Below are 21,271 nucleotides of genomic sequence, written 5' to 3'. Positions count from 1 at the left end.
GGACTTTCTGTATTTCGCCGCCTATTTATCGTCGCTGAAAATCGCTCTGATCTCAACGTTCTTTACCTTGTTGATTGGTTATCCCATCGCATATGCCATGGCGCGCGCCGCGGAACATTGGCGGCCCACATTGCTGATGCTGGTGATCCTGCCGTTCTGGACGTCATTCCTGATCCGCGTCTATGCGTGGATCGGCATCCTCAGCACCGAAGGCTACCTGAACCAGTTCCTGCTTGGCATCGGGGTGATTGGCGAACCTCTCACGATCTTGAACACCAATATCGCAGTCTATATCGGCATCGTGTACACCTATTTGCCGTTCATGGTGTTGCCGATTTACGCCGCCCTTGAACGGATGGACGATTCGCTGGTGGAAGCTGCCGAAGACCTCGGCTGTTCGACGTTTTCCGCATTTTGGCTGATCACCGCACCGCTGTCCAAACCTGGCGTGATAGCGGGCTGTTTTCTGGTCTTCATCCCGACCCTTGGTGAATTTGTGATCCCGTCCCTGCTCGGTGGATCCAATTCGATCATGATCGGCAAAGTGTTGTGGGAAGAATTCTTTAACAACCGCGACTGGCCCGTCGCATCATCGGTCGCCGTGATCCTGTTGCTGATCCTGATCATCCCCATCGTGCTGTTCCAGCGCAATCAGCAGAACGAGCGGGAGATGGACGGATGAGACGTTTTTCATGGTTCAATGCCACGTCGCTGACATTCGGGTTCGCGTTCCTGTATCTGCCGATGTTGATTCTGATCATCTACAGTTTCAACGAAAGCCGCCTTGTCACGGTCTGGGCTGGATTTTCGACCCAGTGGTACGGGGAGCTGTTCCAGAATGACGCGTTTCTTGACGCCGCCTGGGTGACAATCAAGGTCGCGTTCTGGTCTTCGACGCTTGCGACGATCCTTGGCACAATGGCCGCCTACATCATGGTGCGTGCGGGGCGTTTCCGTGGGCGTGGCCTGTTTTCAGGCATGATCTACGCGCCGCTGGTCATGCCCGAAGTCATCACCGGTCTGTCGCTCTTGCTGTTTTTTATCGCCATTGACGTCAACCGTGGCATCCTGACGATCGTGTTGGCGCACACTACGTTTGCCATGTGTTATGTGTCTGTCGTGGTGACGTCGCGTCTGGTCACTTTCGACAAATCCTTGGAAGAGGCCGCATTTGATCTGGGATGCACGCCGTTTGATGCGTTTCGGTCCGTAACGCTGCCGATTATCATGCCGGCTGTGGTGTCTGGCTGGCTGTTGGCGTTCACCCTGTCATTGGACGATCTGGTGATCGCGACATTCACGTCTGGACCGTCATCTACGACCCTACCGATCAAGATATTCAGTGCCGTGCGCTTGGGCGTCACGCCGGAAATTAACGCGCTGAGCACGATTATGATTTTGATCGTGACGGTCGGTGTTATCACCGCATCCCTGATATCGCGCGGGGCAACAATCAAGGCGAAGGCGGATGAACGCAAAGCCGAACAGGGCTAGCGACGGGCGTTATCCCAGCGCGTAACCCGCACCGCGCACGGTGCGCAGCGGATCATCGCCGCCATTTTGCGTCAACACTTTACGCAGACGGCCAACGTGGACATCAACCGTGCGCGTATCGACGTAAATATCGCGCCCCCAGACCCGATCGAGCAATTGTTCACGGCTGAGCACGCGACCTGCTTTCTCCATGAAAGTCGCAAGCAGGCGAAATTCCGTTGGGCCGAGTTTTAGTTCAACATCACTGCGCGTCACACGGTGCGTGTCAGCGTCCAGTTCGATGTCGCCAAACGTCAGGACTTGCCCGACTTTTGATGGCCGAACGCGGCGCAACTGCGTGCGCACACGGGCCATTAATTCAGCGACCGCGTAGGGTTTAACAACATAGTCATCTGCGCCGGTTTCCAGCCCGCGCACTTTGTCGACCTCTTCAGATCTTGCCGACAGCATGATGATTGGAATAGTGCGGGTATCGTTGCGGGTCTTGAGTTGGCGGCAAATCTCAATCCCTGACACATGCGGCAACATCCAATCCAGCACGATGACATCGGGCGCGTCTTCAGCGACCACCAACAACCCCTGCTCACCGTTTTCGGCCGTGGTGACGCGGTAGCCTTCGGCGTTCAGATTATAACTCAGCACTTCGCGCTGTGCGGGTTCGTCTTCGATGACAAGGACGTGGGGCTGGGTCATTCTAAATGTCTTGCACCGTTACGGTGCTGCCCATTTTTGGGCGGTCTTCTTCTGGCATCACGCCGCTGACCATATAAATCACCTGTTCGGCCATATTGGTCACCAGATCGCCCATGCGTTCAACGTTCTTGGCGATGAAATGCATGTGCATACAGGCTGAAATATTGCGCGGATCTTCCATCATGAAGGTCAGGAATTCACGGAACAGCGCGTTGTACATCTGATCCACTTCCAGATCACGTTGCCGCACGTTTTCCGCCAGTTCGACGTCTTTGCGTACGTAGGCATCCAGCGCGTCGCGCAGCATCGATTGCACCTCTTTTGACATGCGGCGCAGGGCTGCATCCGCCCCCGAAATCGGTGCCATTTCGGCAAGGATCGGTGTGCGTTTGGCCATGTTTTTCGCGTAATCCCCGACGCGTTCCAGACTTGATGCAAGTTTCAGGACAGACAACAAGGCGCGCAAATCTTTGCTCACTGGCGCGCGCAGCGCAATGACCCGCGCGGCTTCTTCGTTGATCTGCTCTTCCAATGCGTCAATCACTTTGTCAGCCTTGCGCGTGATATCCGCCCGTTCAATATCGCGGGCCTCAAGGCTTTGCGCGGCTTCCAGAATGGCGTGTTCAACCAAGCCGCCCATTTTGACGATCAGCGTCTGGATGCTTTCCAGATCGCGGTCATAGGCCGATGAAATATGTTCGCTCATGGTGCTCTCCTTACCCTTGATTTATCCGATCCGGCCGGAAATGTAGCTTTCCGTGCGCGGGTCTTCGGGATTGGTAAAAATTTTGTCCGTCACACCGTATTCCACAAGGTTGCCCAAGTGGAAGAAGGCGGTTTTCTGGCTGACCCGTGCGGCCTGTTGCATCGAATGGGTGACAATGACGACGCTGTAGCTCTGGCGCAATTCATCGATCAGTTCTTCGACCTGCGCTGTCGCAATCGGGTCAAGGGCACTGCACGGTTCGTCCATCAGCAAGATTTCAGGCGCCGTGGCAATTGCGCGCGCGATACACAGGCGCTGTTGTTGCCCGCCCGATAATCCGGTTCCGGGCGCGTCAAGACGATCCTTGGCTTCGGTCCACAACGCAGCCTTGCGCAGGGACTTTTCAACGATCTCATCCAAATCGGCCTTGTTGCGCGCCAGACCGTGGATTTTCGGGCCATAGGCGACGTTATCATAGATCGATTTCGGAAAAGGGTTAGGCTTTTGAAACACCATCCCCACCTTGGCGCGCAACTGCACAGAATCGACGGCGGGATCGTAAATATCCTCATTATCAATGCGGATGTCGCCCTGCACGCGGCAGATATCAATGGTGTCGTTCATCCGGTTCAAACACCGCAAAAACGTAGATTTGCCACAGCCCGACGGACCGATAAACGCGGTCACGGTCTTGTCCTCGATCTGCACATCCACGTCCTTGATGGCATGATTGTCGCCGTAATAGACCTGCACGCCTTTGGCAGAGATTTTGATATTGGTCATGGGGTTTGATCCTTCCATATCGCTACCAGCGACGTTCAAATTTCTTACGCAGGAATATGGCGAGCGCGTTCATGATAAGCAGGAATATCAGCAATGTGATGATCGCACCGGATGCGCGTTCCACGAATGCCGGATCGCTGCGTTGGGTCCAGTTGAACACCTGCACGGGCAACGCTGTCGATGCTTCCCCGAACAGTCCCGCATCTGGCGACCACGCGGCCGGGTATTCTTTCACGAACGCGACCATGCCGATCAACAACAGTGGTGCGGTTTCGCCAAGCGCTTGCGCCAACCCGATGATCGTGCCTGTCAGGATGCCCGGCGCTGCAAGTGGCAGGACATGATGAAACACCGATTGCATCTTGGACGCACCGACACCGAGGGCGGCATCTCGAATGCTTGGCGGGATGGATTTAAGCGAGGCGCGTGTTGAAATGATGATAGTCGGCAATGTCATCAGTGTCAGCACAAGCCCGCCCACCAATGGGGAGGATTGGTTCAGTTCTGCAAAGTTGATGAAAATCGCCAGACCAAGGATGCCATAAACGATGGATGGCACGGCGGCGAGGTTGGCGATATTCACTTCGATCACATCTGTAATCCAACTTTTGCGCGCAAATTCTTCGAGGTAGATCGACGCCGCCACTCCAATCGGCAGAGCCAGACACAACACCACCGCCATCATGTAAAGCGATCCCAAAATCGCCACACCAAGGCCCGCCGCTTCGGGGCGTTGATCGGACGCGTCGGGGTTGGTGAAAAACGCCCAGTTGAACCGTTTGACCAGCGCGCCTTGGTCCGCCAACCGATCCGCCAAGACCAGTTGTGCGGGTGTCACGTTCTGATCCAGCAAGGCAGTTTGCGCCGTGACGCGGCCTTTGAAATACCCGTCAATGCGCCCGTTGGCGAGCAGATTGAGCTGGAACGTCGTACCCGCGGCCTCTGGATCGGCAAGGATAAAGCGGCGGAATGTGGCCCCAGCCTCATCCGAAATCATTCCGAATGCGTCGGCTTCGGGTATGTCTTGCAGCAGGTCGTTTTCGGTCAGATAGGTCAGCAGGCTGGTCTGGATGATCTTGTTATAGGCAGCGGTTTTGAGCAGCGCCGATTCAGCGGCCTCGATTTCGGCCGCGTTGATGGTGACCGGAAAGCTGAGATAGGTCTGGCGGAACGATGACGCGCCGTTGCCAATGATCGACACCAGCAGAATGACCAATGCGATCAATGCGATCCCGATGGCGGACAGGCCATACATCCGGAACCGCTTTTCGGCCGCGTTGCGCTTTTTGGTGTGCGTGTCAGTTTGCAACAGGGAGCCGTGTTTTGAAGCGCTCATTCGTATTGCTCCCGATATTTGCGCACGATGAACAATGCGATGACGTTCAGCCCAAGTGTGATGACAAACAGCGTCAGGCCCAATGCAAACGCCACCAGTGTTTCGGGCGATGCAAAGTCGGTATCACCAGTTAACTGGCTGACGATTTTGACGGTTACGGTGGTCATCGCCTCAAACGGGTTCAGCGAGAGGCGCGCGGCGGCCCCTGCCCCAAGCACAACAATCATGGTTTCGCCGATCGCGCGCGAGGCGGCCAGCAACACCGCGCCGACGATCCCGGGCAGCGCGGCGGGTACCACCACCTGACGGATGGTTTCCGACTTTGTCGCACCAAGGCCAAGGGAGCCGTCGCGCATCGCTTGCGGCACGGCGTTGATGATATCGTCCGACAAGGACGACACAAACGGGATCAACATGATCCCCATGACCAATCCTGCAGTCATCACCGACGACGCGCTTTGGCCCAGACCCATCGGCGCCGCGAAATAATCGCGCAACAGTGGCCCGACCGTCACCAGCGCGAACAATCCGTACACAATTGTCGGAATTCCCGCGAGGACTTCTATCAATGGCTTAGTGATTGATCGCATGCGTGGTGATGCGTATTCCGACAGATAGACAGCGGCGAAAAGGCCCACAGGCACAGCAAGGACCAGTGCGATAAAACTGATGTAAAGCGTGCCCCAAATCAGCGGGATAATCCCCAAATCGGAGCCGCCGCGAAAGTTTGGTGACCACGTGGTCGAAAAGAAGAAATCGCGCCAGTCATATTGACCAAAGAAGCTATATGTTTCCGTCACCATCGACATCACGATGCCCACAGTCGTCAGGATCGCAATCGTGGAGGCGAAGATGAGCAGCGCCATAATCCAGCGTTCAGAAGCGTTGCGAGCGCGAAAATCACGGCTGATGCGCAGCAGCGACAGTACGAAGCCTGTGACAGAAAGGCCAATCAACGCGATATAGGTAAATGCCGGATTTTGCGGTGCCAGAACCAGATCACGGCTTGCGCCTATGCGCACAGCCAAGGCCCAGGTCAGCATGACCGCAAGGGGCGGCAACAGCGTGGAGAGCGCGGTGTTTAGCCCGTGTTGGTGCGGCAAGGCGTTCAGGACACGAATGTCGCCAGATGCAACTGACAAGGCGCGGCGACGGGCCAGCAGATAGCCGACAATCGCAAGGCCGATGGTCACAAAGAAGGGAACGGTAAGAGGCAGCACAACTGGTCCGATCAGGCTTTTGGTTCAGCAGTGAACCCGTTTTTAAAAGGTTTGCGGGGGCACATAACGCGCCCCCACAAAGTTGGTATGTCTTATTGTCCCATCAGCGTGACATTTGCCACCGCTGCTTGGGTGTCTGCCAATTCCGGGTCAGACACGAGGCCATAGTCAGCCAATGGTCCGCTCGGTCCAGCGAGTTCATCGGCCACAAAGAACGATGCGAATTCCTTCAAGCCAGGGATGACACCGACATGCGCCGCTTTGATGTAGAAATAGAGCGGGCGTGACACAGGGTATTCACCGGTCGAGATGGATTGCGTCGTTGGGACCACATCGGACATGGTCGCAACCTGCAACTTGTCGGTGTTGTTTTCATAAAACGACAGTCCGAAAACGCCGATACCGTTTGTGTCAGCTTCGATGCGGGCCAGTGTTTCGGTGTAATCGCCATCGATATCGACGGACAGACCATCGGTGCGCACAGCCATGCACGCGCCCTCTGCTGTGTCTTCGTCCATGCCCATCTCGATCATTGCAGCCATTGCGCCGGTGTCTTCACAGCCCTGCAAAAGCACTTTTTCCTCAAACACTTCGCGGGTGCCGTGCTTGGTGCCCGGAATGAACGACACGATCGGTTGGTCGGCGAAATCAGCATTGACCTGCGACCAATCGGTGTTCAGGTTGGCGACCATTGCGCCGTCCATCGGCATTTCAGCGGCTAGTGCTGTGTACCAGTCAGATGGTGTGAATGCGAACGAGTTGCCGTTGATGTCAGACGCAAAGACGATACCGTCATAGCCGATGCGCACTTCGACAATATCGGTGACGCCATTTTCGGCGCAGATCGCGATTTCGCTGTCTTTGATAGCGCGTGACGCATTGGCGATGTCGATTGTGTTTTCGCCGACACCTTCACAGAAGCGTTTCAGACCAGCGGACGATCCGCCGGATTCAACGACAGGGGTTGGGAAATCGGTGTTTTCGCCAAAAAATTCAGCGACGATGGCTGCATATGGCAGAACAGTGGACGATCCAGCGATCTGGACGTTGTCGCGGGCAGCGGCGACGGTTGCGGACATGGCGGTGATCGCCAGCGTTGAAACGGTCAATTTGAGAACAGACATTTGTGTCTCCTACATGTGTCATCTCTGACCCCTCGCGGATCGGGAGGTCTTGGACGCCCGAATAGGCCGCGTTCAAAACGCTTTTGTGACAGTTATGTAAAAGTAATATGACAGTCGCGAAAACTGTCCGATTTATTCAGCTGGACGACTCCGTTGCCTTCTCCGTAGATGCTGGTAAAAAGGCGGTGAATTCAGTGCCTTGACCCACGACACTGGAAATACGCAACCGACCGCGATGGCGATTGATAATGTGCTTCACAATCGCAAGCCCCAGACCTGTGCCACCAACTTCGCGACTACGGTGGGAATCAACGCGGTAAAACCGATGGGTGAGTCGCGCAATATGGTGCGCCGCAATGCCATCACCTTGATCAATAACACTGAGCCGTACACCCGTTTGCAGCAAGGCAGGTTCATGTGTTGGGGCGCAGAGCCGCACCGTAACGACGCCCCCGACAGAGCCACTTTTCGTGCCGTATTTCACCGCGTTCTCCACAAGATTGGCGATCACCTGCCACATCTGTTCGCGATCCGCCAAGATTGAGACCGCACCGCTGGGCTGCTCAGAGATCAGCGTGACACCCGCCGCATCCGCGCGTGGCTTCATCGCCGCTAAAACATCATCAATCAGCCCACACAGATTTGTCTGCAGCGTCGGCTTGATGCGTGCCTGACCCTCAACACGGTTTAATGACATCAGGTCCTCGACCAGATTGTGCATCCGTTCCGCTTCTTGTTCCATGATCCCCAGAAACCGTGTTTGCGCCGCACGATCTTCGCTGGCCGGACCGCGCAGGGTTTCGATGAACCCCAACAGCGACGTCAGCGGCGTGCGCAATTCGTGGCTGACATTGGCGACAAAATCGCGCCGCATATCATTGGCGTCTTCCACGGCTGTCATATCCTGAAACGACAACACAACTGTCGCCCCATCCGTCAGCTTTGCGGCGGTGACTGTCACGGTCCATGTCGTATCGCGCGCGCCGTCATTGCCGAGGTATCGCACGACGCGAAGTTTGGCGTCTTGCAGCGTCGCTTCGACCGCGTCGATCAGGGCCGGTTGGCGCAGGGCCGTGATATAGGGCAACCCGTCCGACGCCATCCCGATCAGGTGTTTGGCAGGCGCATTCGTGGCACTGATCCGCTCTGCCGCATCGATCAAAATCACCGGATGCGGCAGGGCCATTATAAGGGCGCGAATGTCGGACATGGATTAGGCTTTTTGGCTCTGGGCAATTGCGTCGGTCAGTTCGGCGATCAGCAAGGCTGGGTCCTCGAGACCGACAGACACGCGAAAGAACCCCTCGGATATACCAAGGGCGGCGCGCCCCTGTTCGGTGAGGGCGCGGTGGGACGATGACGCGGGATGGCTGAGCGTCGTTCCCACATCGCCCAATGTTGGCGCAAAGGGCAGATCGGGTGCGGCGCGGGTCAGCGCGTTGGCAGCTTTGCGCCCGCCCGCGACTTCAAATGACATCATATTGCCGGGGCGGTTTCCCAGAACCTGTGCCGCGCGGTTGTGGTCGGGATGATCAGGGCGGCTGGGGTGCAGCACGCGGGTGACGCCGGGCAATCCAGCCAGCGCTGCGGACAGTTCAATCGCCGTCGCCTCGGCGCGATCATAGCGCAGATCAAACGATTGCAACCCGCGTTCGGCAAGCCAGCAGTCAAACGGGCTCGGTGTCAGACCCCATGTGACATTGGCGATATTGATCTTTTCCATCAGTGCGGCGTCTTTGGCCACGACGTATCCCAACGTCGCATCTGAATGCCCCGCCAGCAGTTTGGTCACGCTGTGGATCACGATATCCGCGCCATGATCAAACGGTTGATAGCCGCGCGGCGTGGTAAACGTATTGTCGACCATCAACAGAATACCGCGATCCTTGCACAGCTTGGCGATACCATCCATGTCGGCGATGCGGATCGTCGGGTTTGATACAACCTCAACCACGATCATCTTGGTGTTTGGCCGGATCGCGGCGGCGATGGCGGCTGCGTCCGTCGGGTCCGCCAGCGATGTCTGCACCCCGAATTTTGGCAAATCGTCCGCCATCAGGCGCAATGTGCGCCCATAAAGCTGATCCGCGCCGATCACATGATCGCCCGCCTGCAACACGCCCAGAAATACCGCACCGATGGCCGACATGCCTGATCCGGTAATAATACCGCCAGACATGCCTTCAAGTCCGTCGATTTTTTGCGCCAGTACGGAAGCATTGGGGTGGCCTTCGCGGGCATAGGTGAAACCGGACGCATCATTGTATTGCGCATCCAACGCGTCAGGATCGGGGGATGCGTAGACGACGGACGGCTGCAACGGCGTCACCACAGGGCGCGATGTTGATGTCGGCCATTTGGGCCGACGGACAAGCGATTTAGGCGTTTCAGTCATAGCGAAACCTCTTTTAATCCGGCGCGGAATCGCGCGGCGTTTTCTTGGTAATGCAGGGCCGACGCAGTCAGGCTTTGGACAGCCGCCGCGTCTAGCTCGCGCACGATTTTGCCGATTCCCATAACGAGTGATCCCGCTGGAATAACTTTGCCTTCGGTGATCAACGCCCCTGCCCCGATCAGGCAATTATCACCAATCACCGCACCATTCAGAACCGTCGCACCCATGCCAATCAGCGTGTTATTTCCGATTGTACAGCCGTGCAGCATCGCCTTATGGCCGATAGTACAATTGGCGCCGACATTGAGCGGAAAGCCCATATCAGTATGCAACACACAGTTTTCCTGCACGTTGCTGCCGGTCCCGATGGTGATGCGTTCGTTGTCGCCGCGCAACGTCGTACCGAACCAGATCGACGCCAGTTCCATCACGCAGACTTTGCCGATCAGATGGCACCCGGGTGCGATCCACGCGCCCCCATCAATATCGGGCGATACACCGTCTAATTCATATAACATTACTCTTGATCCTCGTATTCAGTCTGCAACTGGCGCACAAAATCATTGAGGCTGATCTGGCGTTCGCGGCGTGCACGTTCGGCAGTCAAGATCGCTTTCAGCTTTTCGGCGCAGGCTTGTGCGTCATCATTGACCAACACATAGTCGTATTCCGCCCAATGGCTCACCTCGTCCAGCGATTTCGCCATTCGGTTCGCAATAACTGCTTCGCTGTCCTGCCCACGGGACCGCAAACGCCCCTCAAGCACCGCCATGGAGGGCGGTAGTAAGAAGATCGACACCACGTCATTGCCAAGGGATGAATTTCGGATCTGCTGGCCACCTTGCCAGTCGATATCAAACAACGTGTCTTGCCCCGCGCCCATCGCCGCCTTAACGGGCGCTTTGGGGGAGCCATATAGATTGTCAAACACCTCCGCGTGCTCAAGCATTTCGCCTTCGGCAGCCATGTCTTTAAATTCTTCACGGCTCACGAAATGGTAGTCGACACCATCTTCTTCACCTATGCGCGGTGGGCGCGTCGTGGCGGACACTGAAAACCGGATCGACGGGTCCCAGTCGCGTAAAATTCTGGAATGAAATGATTTCCCCGCGCCTGATGGCGATGACAGGATCACAAGGAGGCCGCGTCTGTTCTTGTTTTGGCGATCCATCAATTTACTCCACGTTTTGAACTTGTTCGCGCATTTGGTCGATGACCGCCTTCAGCGCAAGGCCGATTTGGGTCAGGGCCACGTCTTGGGCTTTGGCGCACAGGGTGTTGGCCTCACGGTTGAATTCCTGCGTCAGAAAGTCGAGCTTGCGGCCAACCGGCCCGCCGTTCGCCAACAAATCACGCGCCGCTTTGACGTGCGCCCCAAGCCGGTCGATTTCTTCTGTGATGTCGGCCTTCACCGTGATCAGCGCCAATTCCTGCGCCACGCGGTATGGATCTGCACCTGTCGCATCGTCGATCACCCGCGCAAGTGCTGCGGCCATGTTTGATTTGGTTACATCGATGCGGGCTTTGGCGGCGATGACTGCTTGTGCCGTAAGGTCCGCAATCTGGTCGATTTGATCTGTTAGAACAGTCAGAAGCGCTGCACCTTCGGCCTCACGCATTGCTTTTAGCGCACACAACGCCACGTGCAAATCAGCGGTCAGCGGGTCAAGAAATTCTGCACTATTTTCAACCTGCGCAGCCACCAACACACCGCGCTGCGCCAAAACATCAGCCGACGTGGGCTGGCCCAATGTTACGCCCTTTTCAAGGGCGCGTTCCTGTACGGTGTCTAATGCCGAAAGGCTCATGTCCATACGTGCGGGATCAATCTGCAGCGCACCGTCCATCTGCGCGCGGTTCAGGCGCAAACCAATCGTGACATTGCCTCTGGTGGCGTAACTGCCAACGCAACCGCGCACCACCGCCTCAAGCCCCGGTGTGCCGTCGGGCAAGCGCAGCTTCACATCCAGTCCGCGTCCATTGACGCTGCGCACCTCCCATGTCCAAGACGTGTCGCCTGTTTCGCCGCCTGTCACTGCGTCGGCGCTTCCTTGCTGACTGGCAAAGGCTGTCATGGATCGGATCACTGCACGGCTCCCATTGTGGTATGCTAGCACCTAAAGCCAAAGCCCGATCCAGAGCAAGGGCACAAGCCCCGCCCCAATCGAGGTGGCCCCAGCAAGCTGATAAGTCGTTAACCTGTTAAGACTTTGTTTAGAGAATTTGAATCGTAATTGTGTCAAAAGGGTGATGCGAAATAACCCGCTCGATTGAAAATAATTTAGTGACCGAGGACGAGACCGATGAGCCTGACATTTGACCCTTATGCGCCGCGCTCGACAGATCTCTCCCAAGCGCAGGACGTGATCATGACCAATCCGACAGTCCTGAACGAACTGGAGCACTACTGGTCATCCCTGCCCCGTACACGTGGCGTACCCCTGCGCAAGGATGTCGATCCGGTTGCCATGGGCGCGTTGCTCGAAGACAGCTTTATACTTGAACGTGTCGCCCCTGGTGTTGCCCGTATCCGTGTTGCTGGCCGCAATATCGCCAAATTGGTCGGCATTGAACCGCGCGGCCTGCCTTTGACGGCTGTTTTGCTGCCCGATGCTCGCGCCGCAATGGTCTATTATATCGAAGCGGCCTTTAACGGCCCAAGCATCGTTGAACTGCCACTTGAAGCGCCGCGCGCTGTTGGCCAGCCGCAGTTGCAGGGCAAGATAATGCTGCTGCCGCTGCGTGATGATCATGGCCGCGTCAGCCGGGTATTGGGTGTTCTGGTCATGAGCGGACGTCGTGGAATTGGCGGACGTCGTTTTAAGATCTGCGACAGAAGTGCCGTGCGCGTTGAACACATCGAAGAGCCGATTGACGGTCTACACGTGGTTGCCGGTAGCAAGGCCACCACAGTGAGCCACAGCTTGCGTGTAACTGAAACCCAAAAGGCGCAGAGCAAACTTGCCCTGCGCCTCGTTGTGTCAAACGCGTGAGACCATCGACCTGTTCAGCAGTTTGCCATGTCTGTCTTAGGCAGATTGGGCCGCCTGCGCCTTAGAGCGTCGTGCAGATAATTCTTCACTAACCAAGAAGGCCAGTTCAAGCGATTGCGATGCGTTCAGGCGCGGATCGCACGCTGTGTGATAGCGATCTGACAGGTCTTCATCGGTCACAGCGCGCACGCCGCCAGTACATTCCGTCACATCAGCGCCCGTTATCTCAAAATGCACACCGCCCGGGATCGTGCCTTCGGCGTTATGCACTCCGAAGAATTCACGCACTTCGCGCAGCACAGATTCAAACGGACGCGTTTTGTAGCCCGTTGACGATTTGATCGTGTTGCCGTGCATCGGATCGCAAACCCACGTGACCTTAGCACCCTCTTCTTCCACAGCTTTGATCAGACGCGGCAAGTGTTCGCCAACCGACCCGGCGCCAAAGCGCGCGATTAGCGACAAACGACCGGCTTCATTGGTCGGGTTCAGCTTTGCCATCAACGCCTTGAGGTGGCCGGACGTCATTGTCGGGCCGCACTTCAGACCAATCGGGTTCTGCACTCCGGCACAAAATTCAACATGTGCACCATCAGGCTGACGGGTGCGATCGCCGATCCAAACCATATGGCCCGACCCCGCAAGCCATTTTCCGGACGTTGAATCCACCCGCGTCAGTGCCTCTTCGTATTCTAGCAACAGCGCCTCGTGAGAGGTATAAAATTCAACCGTTTCAAGCGCATGCGCGGCTTCTTCGCTCATGCCTGCGGCTTTCATGAAATCAAGCGTATCGCTGATTTGTTCGGCCATAGCGCGGTACTTTTCCGCCTCGTGTCCAGCCGTGAAGCCCAGCGTCCAAGCGTGGACCTTATGAATGTCGGCGTAACCACCGGTCGAAAACGCCCGCAACAGGTTAAGCGTGCCAGCGGCCTGCGTGTAGGCCTGCAGCATCTTGTCGGGGTTCGGCATGCGCGATTCTGGCGTGAATTCCAGATCATTGATGATGTCACCGCGGTAGCTTGGCAGTTCAACACCACCCACAACTTCCGTTGGCGCGGACCGTGGCTTGGCAAATTGCCCGGCCATTCGGCCAACCTTGATCACAGGCACCTTGGCACCGAACGTCAAAACAACGGCCATCTGCAACATCACTTTGAACGTGTCGCGGATACCGTCTGCACTAAATGCTGCAAAGCTTTCGGCGCAATCGCCGCCCTGCAACAAAAACGCATCGCCACGGCTGACGTCCGCCAAATGGGACCGCAACCGCCGCGCCTCGCCTGCAAAAACAAGCGGCGGATATGTGCTCAGCTTTGCTTCAACCGCCGTAAGGGCGGCAGCGTCGGTATAATCCGGCATCTGTACCCGTGGCTTGTTGCGCCAGTCTGATTTTTTCCAGTCCGTCATGTTATTGCTCCGAAGATTTTGTGCCCCTGTTGATCTTTTCGGGGTCACGTTAGCCATACAAGAGTTTCATATAACAATCCTGTGGATAAGGTCCAATGGCAAAACGCGTCGGCTTTTGTCGCAAGCGACGTCTAATTGTCTTGCTAGTCGTCAAAAAAAGTGATGAGGCTCGGTAATTAGCATACGGATAAAGCTGCCATGCAACGCCACCACGCCAAAGACATCGAAAAGTCCCGCGCTGCCCCGCGCCGGTTTGTCTTTGTGCTTTTGAACGAATTCACCTTGCTGTCGTTTGCTGCGGCGATTGATTGTTTGCGAATTGCCAACCAGATGTCAGGCGAAGACTTGTATTCGTGGCGTATCATTGGCGAAGGCGGTGGAACAATAAGCTGCTCGACCGGGACGGTATTCACGCTCGACAGTGATCTGGATGAATTACACCGCGACGACACAATGATCCTGTGCGGCGGTCGCGATGTTCAGGCTGCCACCACCAAACGGATCCTGAACTGGCTCCGACGGGAGGCGCGACGCGGTATCATAATGGGTGGATTGTGCACGGCGGCGTTTTCCCTTGCCAAGGCAGGCCTTCTGGATGGCAAACGCGCCACGATCCATTGGGAAAACCACGACAGTTTTACTGAAGAATTCCTTGAAGTTGAGCTGACAAAGTCGGTTTTCGTCAAGGACGGCAATCGCTGGACCACCGCCGGTGGCACATCGTCGATTGATTTGTTTTTGCAGATCATCGCCGATCAACAAGGCGAAGAACTGGCCAATGCTGTTGCCGATCAGCAAATCTATTCCTCTATCCGCACCGATCAAGACACCCAACGTATGTCTATCCCGACACGGATCGGCGTGCGTCACCCCAAACTGTCCCGTGTTATTCAGGCCATGGAACTCAACATCGAAGAGCCGATCAGCCCGTCCATCTTGGCCAAAGACGTCGGCATGTCGACGCGCCAACTGGAACGTCTGTTTCGCCGTTATCTGAACCGGTCGCCGAAACGCTACTACATGGAATTGCGCCTGCAAAAGGCGCGTAACCTGCTGATGCAGACAGATATGTCGGTGATCAATGTGGCACTGGCTTGCGGTTTTGCCTCGCCGTCGCACTTCTCAAAGTGTTATCGTGCACATTATGACACAACCCCCTACCGCGAACGTGGCGCCCATGCCGCGCGCCTGTCGGTTTGATCGTCAAACTGCGCGTATATGGGGGACCGCCATTCTGTCTGAAAGGGTCCTAGATGAACCGTTCCACAATGCTCCCCATCATCATGGTCGTCGTGATCATACTTCTGGCAATTATCGCAATGGCGTCGGGTCGCTCTGACGCGCCTGATGTGGCAGGCGATGACACCTACCCCCACTACGTATGCACGATAAATAATTACTGCGAAGGCGATACGTGTTCGCGTGAACCGTTGTCCTTTGTCATTTATTTGCGCCACGCGGATGGCCTGCCACGCCTTGAACTGCGTGGCTTCAGCCCACGTGCAACGCTCACTGAAATCCCTGATGGGCTTGTTTTTGAAAGCACGGGCGGGGAGGTTAGCGGCACTCTCACGGTCTTTGAGGATCGTGGCATTGATCTTACGGCCACGGCAGGGAATGGCAGTTCTTTGGTAGAACATTTCGCCTCCGGATCATGCGATCGTCGCATCACGCCATGACGCGCCTCGCGGCGGTACTGTGCGTTTTGGCCGTGCCCACGGCGGCTGATCTGTCTTGTCGTCTTACCGATTCGACCTGCCTGACCGATTGCGCAAAAACGTCTGTGCGCTTCAGCATCGACGCCAGCCAGTTTGTGGCACCACAAGACCCAAGCGACCCGCCGCGACGGCAAGTCAGCGATGTTACCATGGGCGACCGTCGCTTCAATGCACAAGCGATCATGATGGACGGTGGTATTGTCGGTTTCCATCGAGACGCAGGCGAAACCGCACGTGCCCTGATGATCGTGCAAGCCGACGGATCGACACGCCTGACCTTAGAGCCGGAAAACCAAACGCTCATTGGCACCTGCATCACGACCGACTGAAAGCACTTTCCGCCTGCCTTTGTCTCATAAATATCCTGGGGGAGTCGCGCAGCGACGGGGGCGAGCCCCCGCGCCGCCGGATGTGCAAAGCAAATTCGAAATCCTACGCGGCGCCTAACCCAGCGCACGAAGCCGTTTTAGCAAACTTGATGTATCCCAGCGATTTCCACCCATGTTTTGGACGTCTTTATAGAATTGATCAACCAAAGCAGTGACAGGCAATGCCGCGCCTGTCTCATCTGCAGTCTCAAGACAAATGCCGAGATCTTTGCGCATCCAATCCACGGCAAAGCCATGTTCGAACTCACCGTCAATCATCGTTTCGTACCGGTTTTGCATTTGCCACGATCCGGCAGCGCCTTGACAGATAACTTCGACAACCGCGCGCCCGTCAAGGCCGGCTTTCTCCGCGAAGTGCAATGCCTCTGACAAGCCCTGAACAAGACCTGCAATGGCGATCTGATTGCACATTTTGGTCATCTGTCCGGCACCGCTGTCGCCAATGCGCCGGCACACGCGGGCGTAGGCATCTATGATCGGCTCTGCACGCCCGTAGACGTCCGCATCACCACCACACATTACCGACAATACACCGTTTTCAGCCCCCGCCTGCCCCCCCGATATTGGCGCGTCGACAAATGACAGACCTACATCTGCGGCCGCCGCATAAAGCTCGCGCGTGACTTTCGCCGACACCGTGGTGTGATCCACAAACACAGCACCCTTTGACATGGTCGAAAACGCACCATCCTCGCCGATGCAAACGGCCCGCAGATCGTCGTCATTGCCAACGCAAGACATCACAAAATCCGCACCCTTGGCCGCTTGCGCAGGTGTTGCAGCAGCCGCGCCGCCGTGTTCAGCCACCCAAGCATCCGCCTTTGTTGGGGTTCGATTGTACACCGTCACATCATGGCCAGCTTTTGCCAAATGCCCTGCCATCGGGTAGCCCATGACCCCCAAGCCCAAAAAAGCCACTTTTGCCATCACGTCTCTCCCGCTTGCATCATCATTTGTGTTGCGAGATAGGTAACGAACCCCCGCGCCACGTCAAGCATCTGGCGGGACCACGTCGAAGGAACCTCTATGGCACTCGTCTTTCGCTGGCTTGTCCGGCTCGCTTCAGCGCTGATCTTGTTTGGCGTGGCTGTGTTTGCGCTGGCGTATTATTTCGCCTCGCGGTCCTTGCCCGAATATGAGGGCACGTTGCAGGTCGCAGGTATTTCGGCCCCCGTGGAAATCGTGCGCGACAATGCCAATGTGCCACATATTTTTGGTGAAACCGACGAAGACGTGTTTTTCGCCCTTGGCATGGCCCACGCGCAGGACCGTTTGTGGCAGATGACGATGCTGCGCCGTACTGCACAGGGGCGTTTGTCAGAACTGTTTGGTGCGCGCACGCTGCCCATCGACAGCCTGATCCGTCGCCTTGATCTTTACAAGTTGTCACGGACCTCTGTGCAAGCGCTGGATGGTCAAACCCAAGCCGCATTGGAAGCCTATTCAGACGGGGTAAATGCATGGATTGGCCAAGTCAACGCAGGTGCGCGCGGGCGCGGCGCACCTGAAATGTGGTTGTTCAACCATGCTATTGCCCCTTGGCAGCCCGCAGATTCCGTGTCGATCATCAAACTCATGGCGTTACAGCTGAGCAATCATCTAGAGACTGAGGTCCTGCGCGCCCGCACCTCGCTGGTTCTTGGCAATGACGAGCGGCTCAACGATATCCTGCCCGAGGCGCCGGGCGCGGGCCTCGCGGCACTGCCAAACTACGCCGCCCTGTTTCCCGATGTGCCAGCCTTTACACCTAACAATCGCATGGCGTTTTATCCATTGTCCCCTGTCGTGCCGCGCGATCTTGCTGGTGCATCAAATGCATGGGCGGCGGGCATCACGCGATCTGCCACGGGATCAACACTACTTGCCAATGATCCGCACCTTGGTCTGACCGCCCCGTCGATCTGGTACCTTGCGCGGCTGGAACTGGAATCTGGCGGCGTCATCGGCGGCACGATCCCCGGTGTTCCTGTTATCATGGTCGGTCGGTCAGCCGACCTTGGCTGGGGCATCACGTCAAGCAATCTGGACGATCAAGATGTCTATATCGAAGAGGTAAACCCATCTGATGCGAACCAGTACCGCGTGCCAAATGGCTGGGCAAATTTTGAATCCCGCGAGAGCATTGTGCGCATCAAGGATGAACCGTCGATTACGCTGCAACTGCAATGGACAGTGAACGGCCCGGTCTTGCCACCTGATCAATTCGATCTTGGCACGATCCGGCCACCGGGCCATGTGACGGTGTTGGCTTGGACTGCGCTGTCGGGGCAAGACACGACCATGCAAGCGGCGATGAACCTGATGCGCGCGCGCAGTGTCGAAGCGGGGATTGCGGCGGCTGAAAACTATGTTGCTCCGTCCCAAATGCTGACGCTGGCTGATCGCAATTCGGTCGGGCTGAAGCTCATCGGGCATGTGCCCAACCGCCGCGCGGATAACGTGACACAGGGGCGTATGCCGCATTACGGGTATTTGCCGCAGAACCGCTGGGACGGTCACCGCCCGTTTGACACCAATCCCGGCTGGATAGACCCAGTTGGCGGCATAGTTGGCAACACCAACAACAAGATCACCAATGCGCCGTTTCCCGCCCATGTCAGCTTTAGCTGGAGCGACAGTCAGCGGGTGAACCGTTGGCGGTTGTTGATGCAAGCCCGCGAAGTTCACACCCGTGACAGTTTCATCGAGGCGCAAAGAGATACCGTTAGTTACACCGCACGTTCCATCCTGCCGCTGATCGGTGCCGATCTATGGTTCACCGGTGAGGCCGCACCCGGAGGAACGCCCGAAAAGCTACGCCAAGACGCGCTGGCACTGCTGGCTGAGTGGAACGGTGAGATGAACGAACATCTGCCCGAGCCACTGATCTATGCCGCGTGGATGCGCGCCCTTCAGGACCGTCTGATGCGCGATGAACTCGGACCATTGGCGCGCGAATACACCCATGTTGAGCCATTGTTTATTGAACGGGTGTACCGCAACACCGATGGCGCTGCGGCGTGGTGCGATGTGCTGCAATCTGCGCCACGCGAAACCTGTTCAGACATCGCCCGCTTGGCGTTGGACGACGCGTTGGTTTGGATATCACAAAATTATGGGACGAACCTGCAGACGCTGCGCTGGGGCGATGCCCATGAAGCCACCCATGATCATCCCGTGCTTGGCACAGCGCCCGTGTTGCGTTGGTTCGTCAACATCCGCCAGTCCACATCCGGTGGCGACAACACGCTGATGCGTGGCCGCACGAGCGGTATCGGTGATGATCCGTTCATGAATGTCCATGCGGCGACCTATCGTGGCGTATATGATTTCGCCGATCCCGACAGTTCCGTCTTCATCACATCCACAGGGCAATCGGGGCATTTCTTGTCGCGCTATTACGATGATCTAGGCGAACTGTGGCGGCGGGGGGAATACATTCCGATGTCGCTCGATCCGGCATTGGCGCGCGGTGGCGCAGTGGGTGTGACAATCCTTGAACCGGTTCTTCAGGGCAATTAATTACACGGGTATTAGTCCATCCGGTAAGGTCGGATTGGCTTCACTAATCCGACGCGGAGCGGGCCAGCCCCCATCCTAAGCGATCCATTGGACTTGACCAATGGATGGTCTAGGTTTCCCACGGGATATTTTTGAGACAAAGGCAAATGTAAGGAAGGGGTTCTAGTCCAGCGGGTGGTAGTCACCACTTGGCGCGTCCTCATCCGTGTCCTCAACGACTTGATCTGGAAACGCGTCTGGAAACTGCTTTTCAAAGTGCGCTTGCTGGCGCGTGGTCCAACGCACATCCAATGTCCAGCCCGTGTCTGTCTGGGCTTCGCTTTCGATCACTCCTTCGGCGCGCAGCCAGCTTTGGGCCGCGCCCATGGCCCAATCAAGGTCCAGCGTCAGCGTACGGGTTTGCACTATTAAATGGTCGGTAACGTCATTCAGAAGCCGATCAAGCCCTTCACCCGTCACAGCGGAAATGCCGAACACCTTGTCATTGTCTTTGTGGAGCGCCTGCAAATAGCCCGCATCTTCGGGTTCCAGCAGATCAATCTTGTTGAGAACCTCGATCATCGGGACGTCGGGGTTCACATCCAACTGGCGCAGGGTATCCAGCACGGCTTTCTTTTGTTCTGCTGATTGCGGGTGGCTGATATCACGCACGTGCAAAATGATATCCGCCTCAAGCACTTCTTCCAGTGTGGCGCGAAACGACGCGACCAGTTGTGTCGGCAAATCGGAGATGAATCCAACGGTGTCGGACATGATGACTTCGTCCCCGTTGGGCAATTCGACCTTGCGCATGGTCGGGTCCAGCGTCGCGAATAGCATGTCATGGGCAAAGACATCGGCGCCAGACAGGCGATTGAACAACGTCGATTTCCCCGCGTTGGTATAGCCCACCAGCGCAACAATAGGGTACGGCACCTTAGCGCGCGCTTTGCGGTGCAATTCGCGGGTTTTGACGACTTTGGACAATTGTTTTTTCAGGTTATTAAGCTGCAAATCGATCGCGCGGCGGTCAGCCTCCACTTGGGTTTCACCGGGGCCGCCGACAAAGCCGAGACCACCACGTTGGCGTTCAAGGTGGGTCCAAGCGCGCACAAGTCGCGTGCGCTGATACGACAGCGCCGCCATCTCAACCTGCAAGACACCTTCGCGGGTACGGGCACGGTCGCTAAAAATCTCCAGAATGAGACCCGTGCGATCCAGCAACTTTACGCCCCATTCTTTTTCAAGATTGCGCTGTTGCACGGGGCTGACATGGCCATCAATCAGCACGAGGCCGGCCTTGGCGTCTTCTAACCAGCCTTTGATTTCTTGGATCTTGCCTTTACCGAACAGCATTCCCGGATGCATCTTTGGCAAACTGACGACCTGGCTGCCCGCAACCTCAAGTTCAGGCAGCGCATGCGCAAGGGCGACGCCTTCTTCGAGGGCGGACTTTGCGTTGCGGCGTTTATTGTCTGATTTGATTTCCGGATGCAGGACGTAGGCGCGTGTGGCAGACCGTTCATCACCCAT

Annotated in this window: 20 protein-coding genes and 1 pseudogene; 7 read left to right on the top strand and 14 right to left on the bottom strand. The window is 56.6% G+C overall.

Translation table 11 applies throughout. The features are described 5' to 3' along the window. Window position 1 precedes the first annotated feature (1 nt). Window positions 2–682: pseudogene (locus OA238_RS33675) on the top strand (ABC transporter permease subunit); the annotation flags it as partial. Further along, complete coding sequence (locus OA238_RS10635) at window positions 679–1,494, top strand: ABC transporter permease (RefSeq protein WP_015495176.1); 816 nt, start codon at window positions 679–681, stop codon at window positions 1,492–1,494. The pseudogene OA238_RS33675 and the gene OA238_RS10635, both read left to right, overlap by 4 nt. A 9-nt stretch (window positions 1,495–1,503) precedes the next feature. Here the strand turns inward: OA238_RS10635 and phoB are convergent, their stop codons facing one another. The 11 genes from phoB to OA238_RS10580 form a co-directional block, all read right to left on the bottom strand. Continuing rightward, window positions 1,504–2,187, bottom strand: a complete 684-nt coding sequence (gene phoB / locus OA238_RS10630) for a phosphate regulon transcriptional regulator PhoB (protein WP_015495175.1) — start codon at window positions 2,185–2,187, stop codon at window positions 1,504–1,506. Between the two features lies 1 nt (window position 2,188). After that, window positions 2,189–2,893, bottom strand: coding sequence for a phosphate signaling complex protein PhoU (phoU, locus tag OA238_RS10625; RefSeq protein ID WP_015495174.1), 705 nt, complete (start codon window positions 2,891–2,893; stop codon window positions 2,189–2,191). A 21-nt stretch (window positions 2,894–2,914) separates the two neighbouring features. Further along, window positions 2,915–3,676: a phosphate ABC transporter ATP-binding protein PstB gene (gene pstB, locus OA238_RS10620; RefSeq protein WP_015495173.1), complete on the bottom strand. Its 762-nt coding sequence runs from the start codon at window positions 3,674–3,676 to the stop codon at window positions 2,915–2,917. Window positions 3,677–3,698: 22 nt separating this feature from the next. Continuing rightward, window positions 3,699–5,012 (bottom strand): phosphate ABC transporter permease PstA, encoded by a 1,314-nt coding sequence (gene pstA, locus OA238_RS10615; protein ID WP_015495172.1) that lies wholly within the window; start codon window positions 5,010–5,012, stop codon window positions 3,699–3,701. Next, on the bottom strand, window positions 5,009–6,229 hold the full coding sequence (pstC, locus tag OA238_RS10610) for a phosphate ABC transporter permease subunit PstC (RefSeq protein ID WP_420806494.1): 1,221 nt from the start codon (window positions 6,227–6,229) through the stop codon (window positions 5,009–5,011). Before pstC ends, pstA begins: the two co-directional genes overlap by 4 nt. Before the next feature lie 95 nt (window positions 6,230–6,324). Beyond that, window positions 6,325–7,356: a substrate-binding domain-containing protein gene (locus OA238_RS10605; RefSeq protein ID WP_015495170.1), complete on the bottom strand. Its 1,032-nt coding sequence runs from the start codon at window positions 7,354–7,356 to the stop codon at window positions 6,325–6,327. A gap of 136 nt (window positions 7,357–7,492) precedes the next feature. Further along, on the bottom strand, window positions 7,493–8,566 hold the full coding sequence (locus tag OA238_RS10600) for a sensor histidine kinase (protein WP_015495169.1): 1,074 nt from the start codon (window positions 8,564–8,566) through the stop codon (window positions 7,493–7,495). Window positions 8,567–8,569: 3 nt separating this feature from the next. Further along, on the bottom strand, window positions 8,570–9,751 hold the full coding sequence (locus OA238_RS10595) for a trans-sulfuration enzyme family protein (RefSeq protein WP_015495168.1): 1,182 nt from the start codon (window positions 9,749–9,751) through the stop codon (window positions 8,570–8,572). Further along, the gene (locus tag OA238_RS10590) at window positions 9,748–10,269 is read right to left on the bottom strand and encodes a gamma carbonic anhydrase family protein (RefSeq protein WP_015495167.1); all 522 of its coding nucleotides are present in this window, start codon (window positions 10,267–10,269) and stop codon (window positions 9,748–9,750) included. The genes OA238_RS10595 and OA238_RS10590 overlap by 4 nt, the downstream gene beginning before the upstream one ends. Further along, window positions 10,269–10,922 (bottom strand): guanylate kinase, encoded by a 654-nt coding sequence (gene gmk / locus OA238_RS10585; RefSeq protein ID WP_015495166.1) that lies wholly within the window; start codon window positions 10,920–10,922, stop codon window positions 10,269–10,271. Before gmk ends, OA238_RS10590 begins: the two co-directional genes overlap by 1 nt. Window positions 10,923–10,926: 4 nt before the next feature. Beyond that, window positions 10,927–11,838 carry a YicC/YloC family endoribonuclease gene (locus tag OA238_RS10580; RefSeq protein WP_144055881.1) on the bottom strand — a complete coding sequence of 304 codons (912 nt, stop codon included), beginning with the start codon at window positions 11,836–11,838 and terminating at the stop codon, window positions 10,927–10,929. Window positions 11,839–12,054: 216 nt separating this feature from the next. Here OA238_RS10580 and OA238_RS10575 point away from each other — a divergent pair, with 216 nt between their 5' ends. Further along, the gene (locus OA238_RS10575) at window positions 12,055–12,744 is read left to right on the top strand and encodes a PAS domain-containing protein (RefSeq protein ID WP_015495164.1); all 690 of its coding nucleotides are present in this window, start codon (window positions 12,055–12,057) and stop codon (window positions 12,742–12,744) included. 36 nt (window positions 12,745–12,780) lie between these two features. On the opposite strand, the gene OA238_RS10570 is transcribed toward OA238_RS10575, so the two are convergent. Further along, the gene (locus tag OA238_RS10570; protein ID WP_015495163.1) at window positions 12,781–14,151 is read right to left on the bottom strand and encodes a class II 3-deoxy-7-phosphoheptulonate synthase; all 1,371 of its coding nucleotides are present in this window, start codon (window positions 14,149–14,151) and stop codon (window positions 12,781–12,783) included. Window positions 14,152–14,349: 198 nt separating this feature from the next. Between OA238_RS10570 and OA238_RS10565 the strand changes: the two genes are divergently transcribed. Genes OA238_RS10565 through OA238_RS10555 form a run of 3 tightly spaced genes read left to right on the top strand, consistent with a single transcriptional unit; the run spans window position 14,350 to window position 16,198 of the window. After that, entirely contained in the window at window positions 14,350–15,351 is a 1,002-nt protein-coding gene (locus OA238_RS10565) for a GlxA family transcriptional regulator (RefSeq protein ID WP_015495162.1), read from the top strand. Between the two features lie 53 nt (window positions 15,352–15,404). Continuing rightward, complete coding sequence (locus tag OA238_RS10560) at window positions 15,405–15,830, top strand: hypothetical protein (protein ID WP_015495161.1); 426 nt, start codon at window positions 15,405–15,407, stop codon at window positions 15,828–15,830. After that, window positions 15,827–16,198 carry a hypothetical protein gene (locus tag OA238_RS10555; protein ID WP_015495160.1) on the top strand — a complete coding sequence of 124 codons (372 nt, stop codon included), beginning with the start codon at window positions 15,827–15,829 and terminating at the stop codon, window positions 16,196–16,198. Before OA238_RS10560 ends, OA238_RS10555 begins: the two co-directional genes overlap by 4 nt. 114 nt (window positions 16,199–16,312) lie before the next feature. On the opposite strand, the gene OA238_RS10550 is transcribed toward OA238_RS10555, so the two are convergent. After that, window positions 16,313–17,185 carry an NAD(P)-dependent oxidoreductase gene (locus OA238_RS10550; RefSeq protein WP_015495159.1) on the bottom strand — a complete coding sequence of 291 codons (873 nt, stop codon included), beginning with the start codon at window positions 17,183–17,185 and terminating at the stop codon, window positions 16,313–16,315. Window positions 17,186–17,284: 99 nt separating this feature from the next. Here OA238_RS10550 and OA238_RS10545 point away from each other — a divergent pair, with 99 nt between their 5' ends. Beyond that, a complete protein-coding gene (locus OA238_RS10545; RefSeq protein WP_015495158.1) occupies window positions 17,285–19,759 on the top strand; it encodes a penicillin acylase family protein in 2,475 nt (824 codons plus the stop codon). Between the two features lie 162 nt (window positions 19,760–19,921). Here OA238_RS10545 and hflX read toward each other — a convergent pair whose 3' ends face one another. Continuing rightward, window positions 19,922–21,271 (bottom strand): GTPase HflX, encoded by a 1,350-nt coding sequence (gene hflX, locus OA238_RS10540; RefSeq protein WP_015495157.1) that lies wholly within the window; start codon window positions 21,269–21,271, stop codon window positions 19,922–19,924.

It is taken from the genome of Octadecabacter arcticus 238, assembly GCF_000155735.2.
In the GTDB taxonomy this organism is placed as follows: Bacteria; Pseudomonadota; Alphaproteobacteria; order Rhodobacterales; family Rhodobacteraceae; genus Octadecabacter; species Octadecabacter arcticus.
Note: the sequence above shows the minus strand (reverse complement) of the source record. Positions and strands in the feature narration are given on the sequence as shown.

Excerpts from the sequence above, each read along its gene's own strand:
- OA238_RS10605 (WP_015495170.1), bottom strand. The coding sequence starts at position 7,356 with ATGTCTGTTCTCAAATTGACCGTTTCAACGCTGGCGATCACCGCCATG.
- pstA (WP_015495172.1), bottom strand. The coding sequence starts at position 5,012 with ATGAGCGCTTCAAAACACGGCTCCCTGTTGCAAACTGACACGCACACC.
- OA238_RS10565 (WP_015495162.1), top strand. The coding sequence starts at position 14,350 with ATGCAACGCCACCACGCCAAAGACATCGAAAAGTCCCGCGCTGCCCCG.
- OA238_RS10545 (WP_015495158.1), top strand. The coding sequence starts at position 17,285 with ATGGCACTCGTCTTTCGCTGGCTTGTCCGGCTCGCTTCAGCGCTGATC.
- OA238_RS10575 (WP_015495164.1), top strand. The coding sequence starts at position 12,055 with ATGAGCCTGACATTTGACCCTTATGCGCCGCGCTCGACAGATCTCTCC.
- OA238_RS10570 (WP_015495163.1), bottom strand. The coding sequence starts at position 14,151 with ATGACGGACTGGAAAAAATCAGACTGGCGCAACAAGCCACGGGTACAG.
- OA238_RS10590 (WP_015495167.1), bottom strand. The coding sequence starts at position 10,269 with ATGTTATATGAATTAGACGGTGTATCGCCCGATATTGATGGGGGCGCG.
- OA238_RS10560 (WP_015495161.1), top strand. The coding sequence starts at position 15,405 with ATGAACCGTTCCACAATGCTCCCCATCATCATGGTCGTCGTGATCATA.
- OA238_RS10555 (WP_015495160.1), top strand. The coding sequence starts at position 15,827 with ATGACGCGCCTCGCGGCGGTACTGTGCGTTTTGGCCGTGCCCACGGCG.
- pstB (WP_015495173.1), bottom strand. The coding sequence starts at position 3,676 with ATGACCAATATCAAAATCTCTGCCAAAGGCGTGCAGGTCTATTACGGC.
- OA238_RS10600 (WP_015495169.1), bottom strand. The coding sequence starts at position 8,566 with ATGTCCGACATTCGCGCCCTTATAATGGCCCTGCCGCATCCGGTGATT.
- gmk (WP_015495166.1), bottom strand. The coding sequence starts at position 10,922 with ATGGATCGCCAAAACAAGAACAGACGCGGCCTCCTTGTGATCCTGTCA.
- OA238_RS10595 (WP_015495168.1), bottom strand. The coding sequence starts at position 9,751 with ATGACTGAAACGCCTAAATCGCTTGTCCGTCGGCCCAAATGGCCGACA.
- OA238_RS10550 (WP_015495159.1), bottom strand. The coding sequence starts at position 17,185 with ATGGCAAAAGTGGCTTTTTTGGGCTTGGGGGTCATGGGCTACCCGATG.
- OA238_RS10635 (WP_015495176.1), top strand. The coding sequence starts at position 679 with ATGAGACGTTTTTCATGGTTCAATGCCACGTCGCTGACATTCGGGTTC.
- hflX (WP_015495157.1), bottom strand. The coding sequence starts at position 21,271 with ATGGGTGATGAACGGTCTGCCACACGCGCCTACGTCCTGCATCCGGAA.
- phoB (WP_015495175.1), bottom strand. The coding sequence starts at position 2,187 with ATGACCCAGCCCCACGTCCTTGTCATCGAAGACGAACCCGCACAGCGC.
- phoU (WP_015495174.1), bottom strand. The coding sequence starts at position 2,893 with ATGAGCGAACATATTTCATCGGCCTATGACCGCGATCTGGAAAGCATC.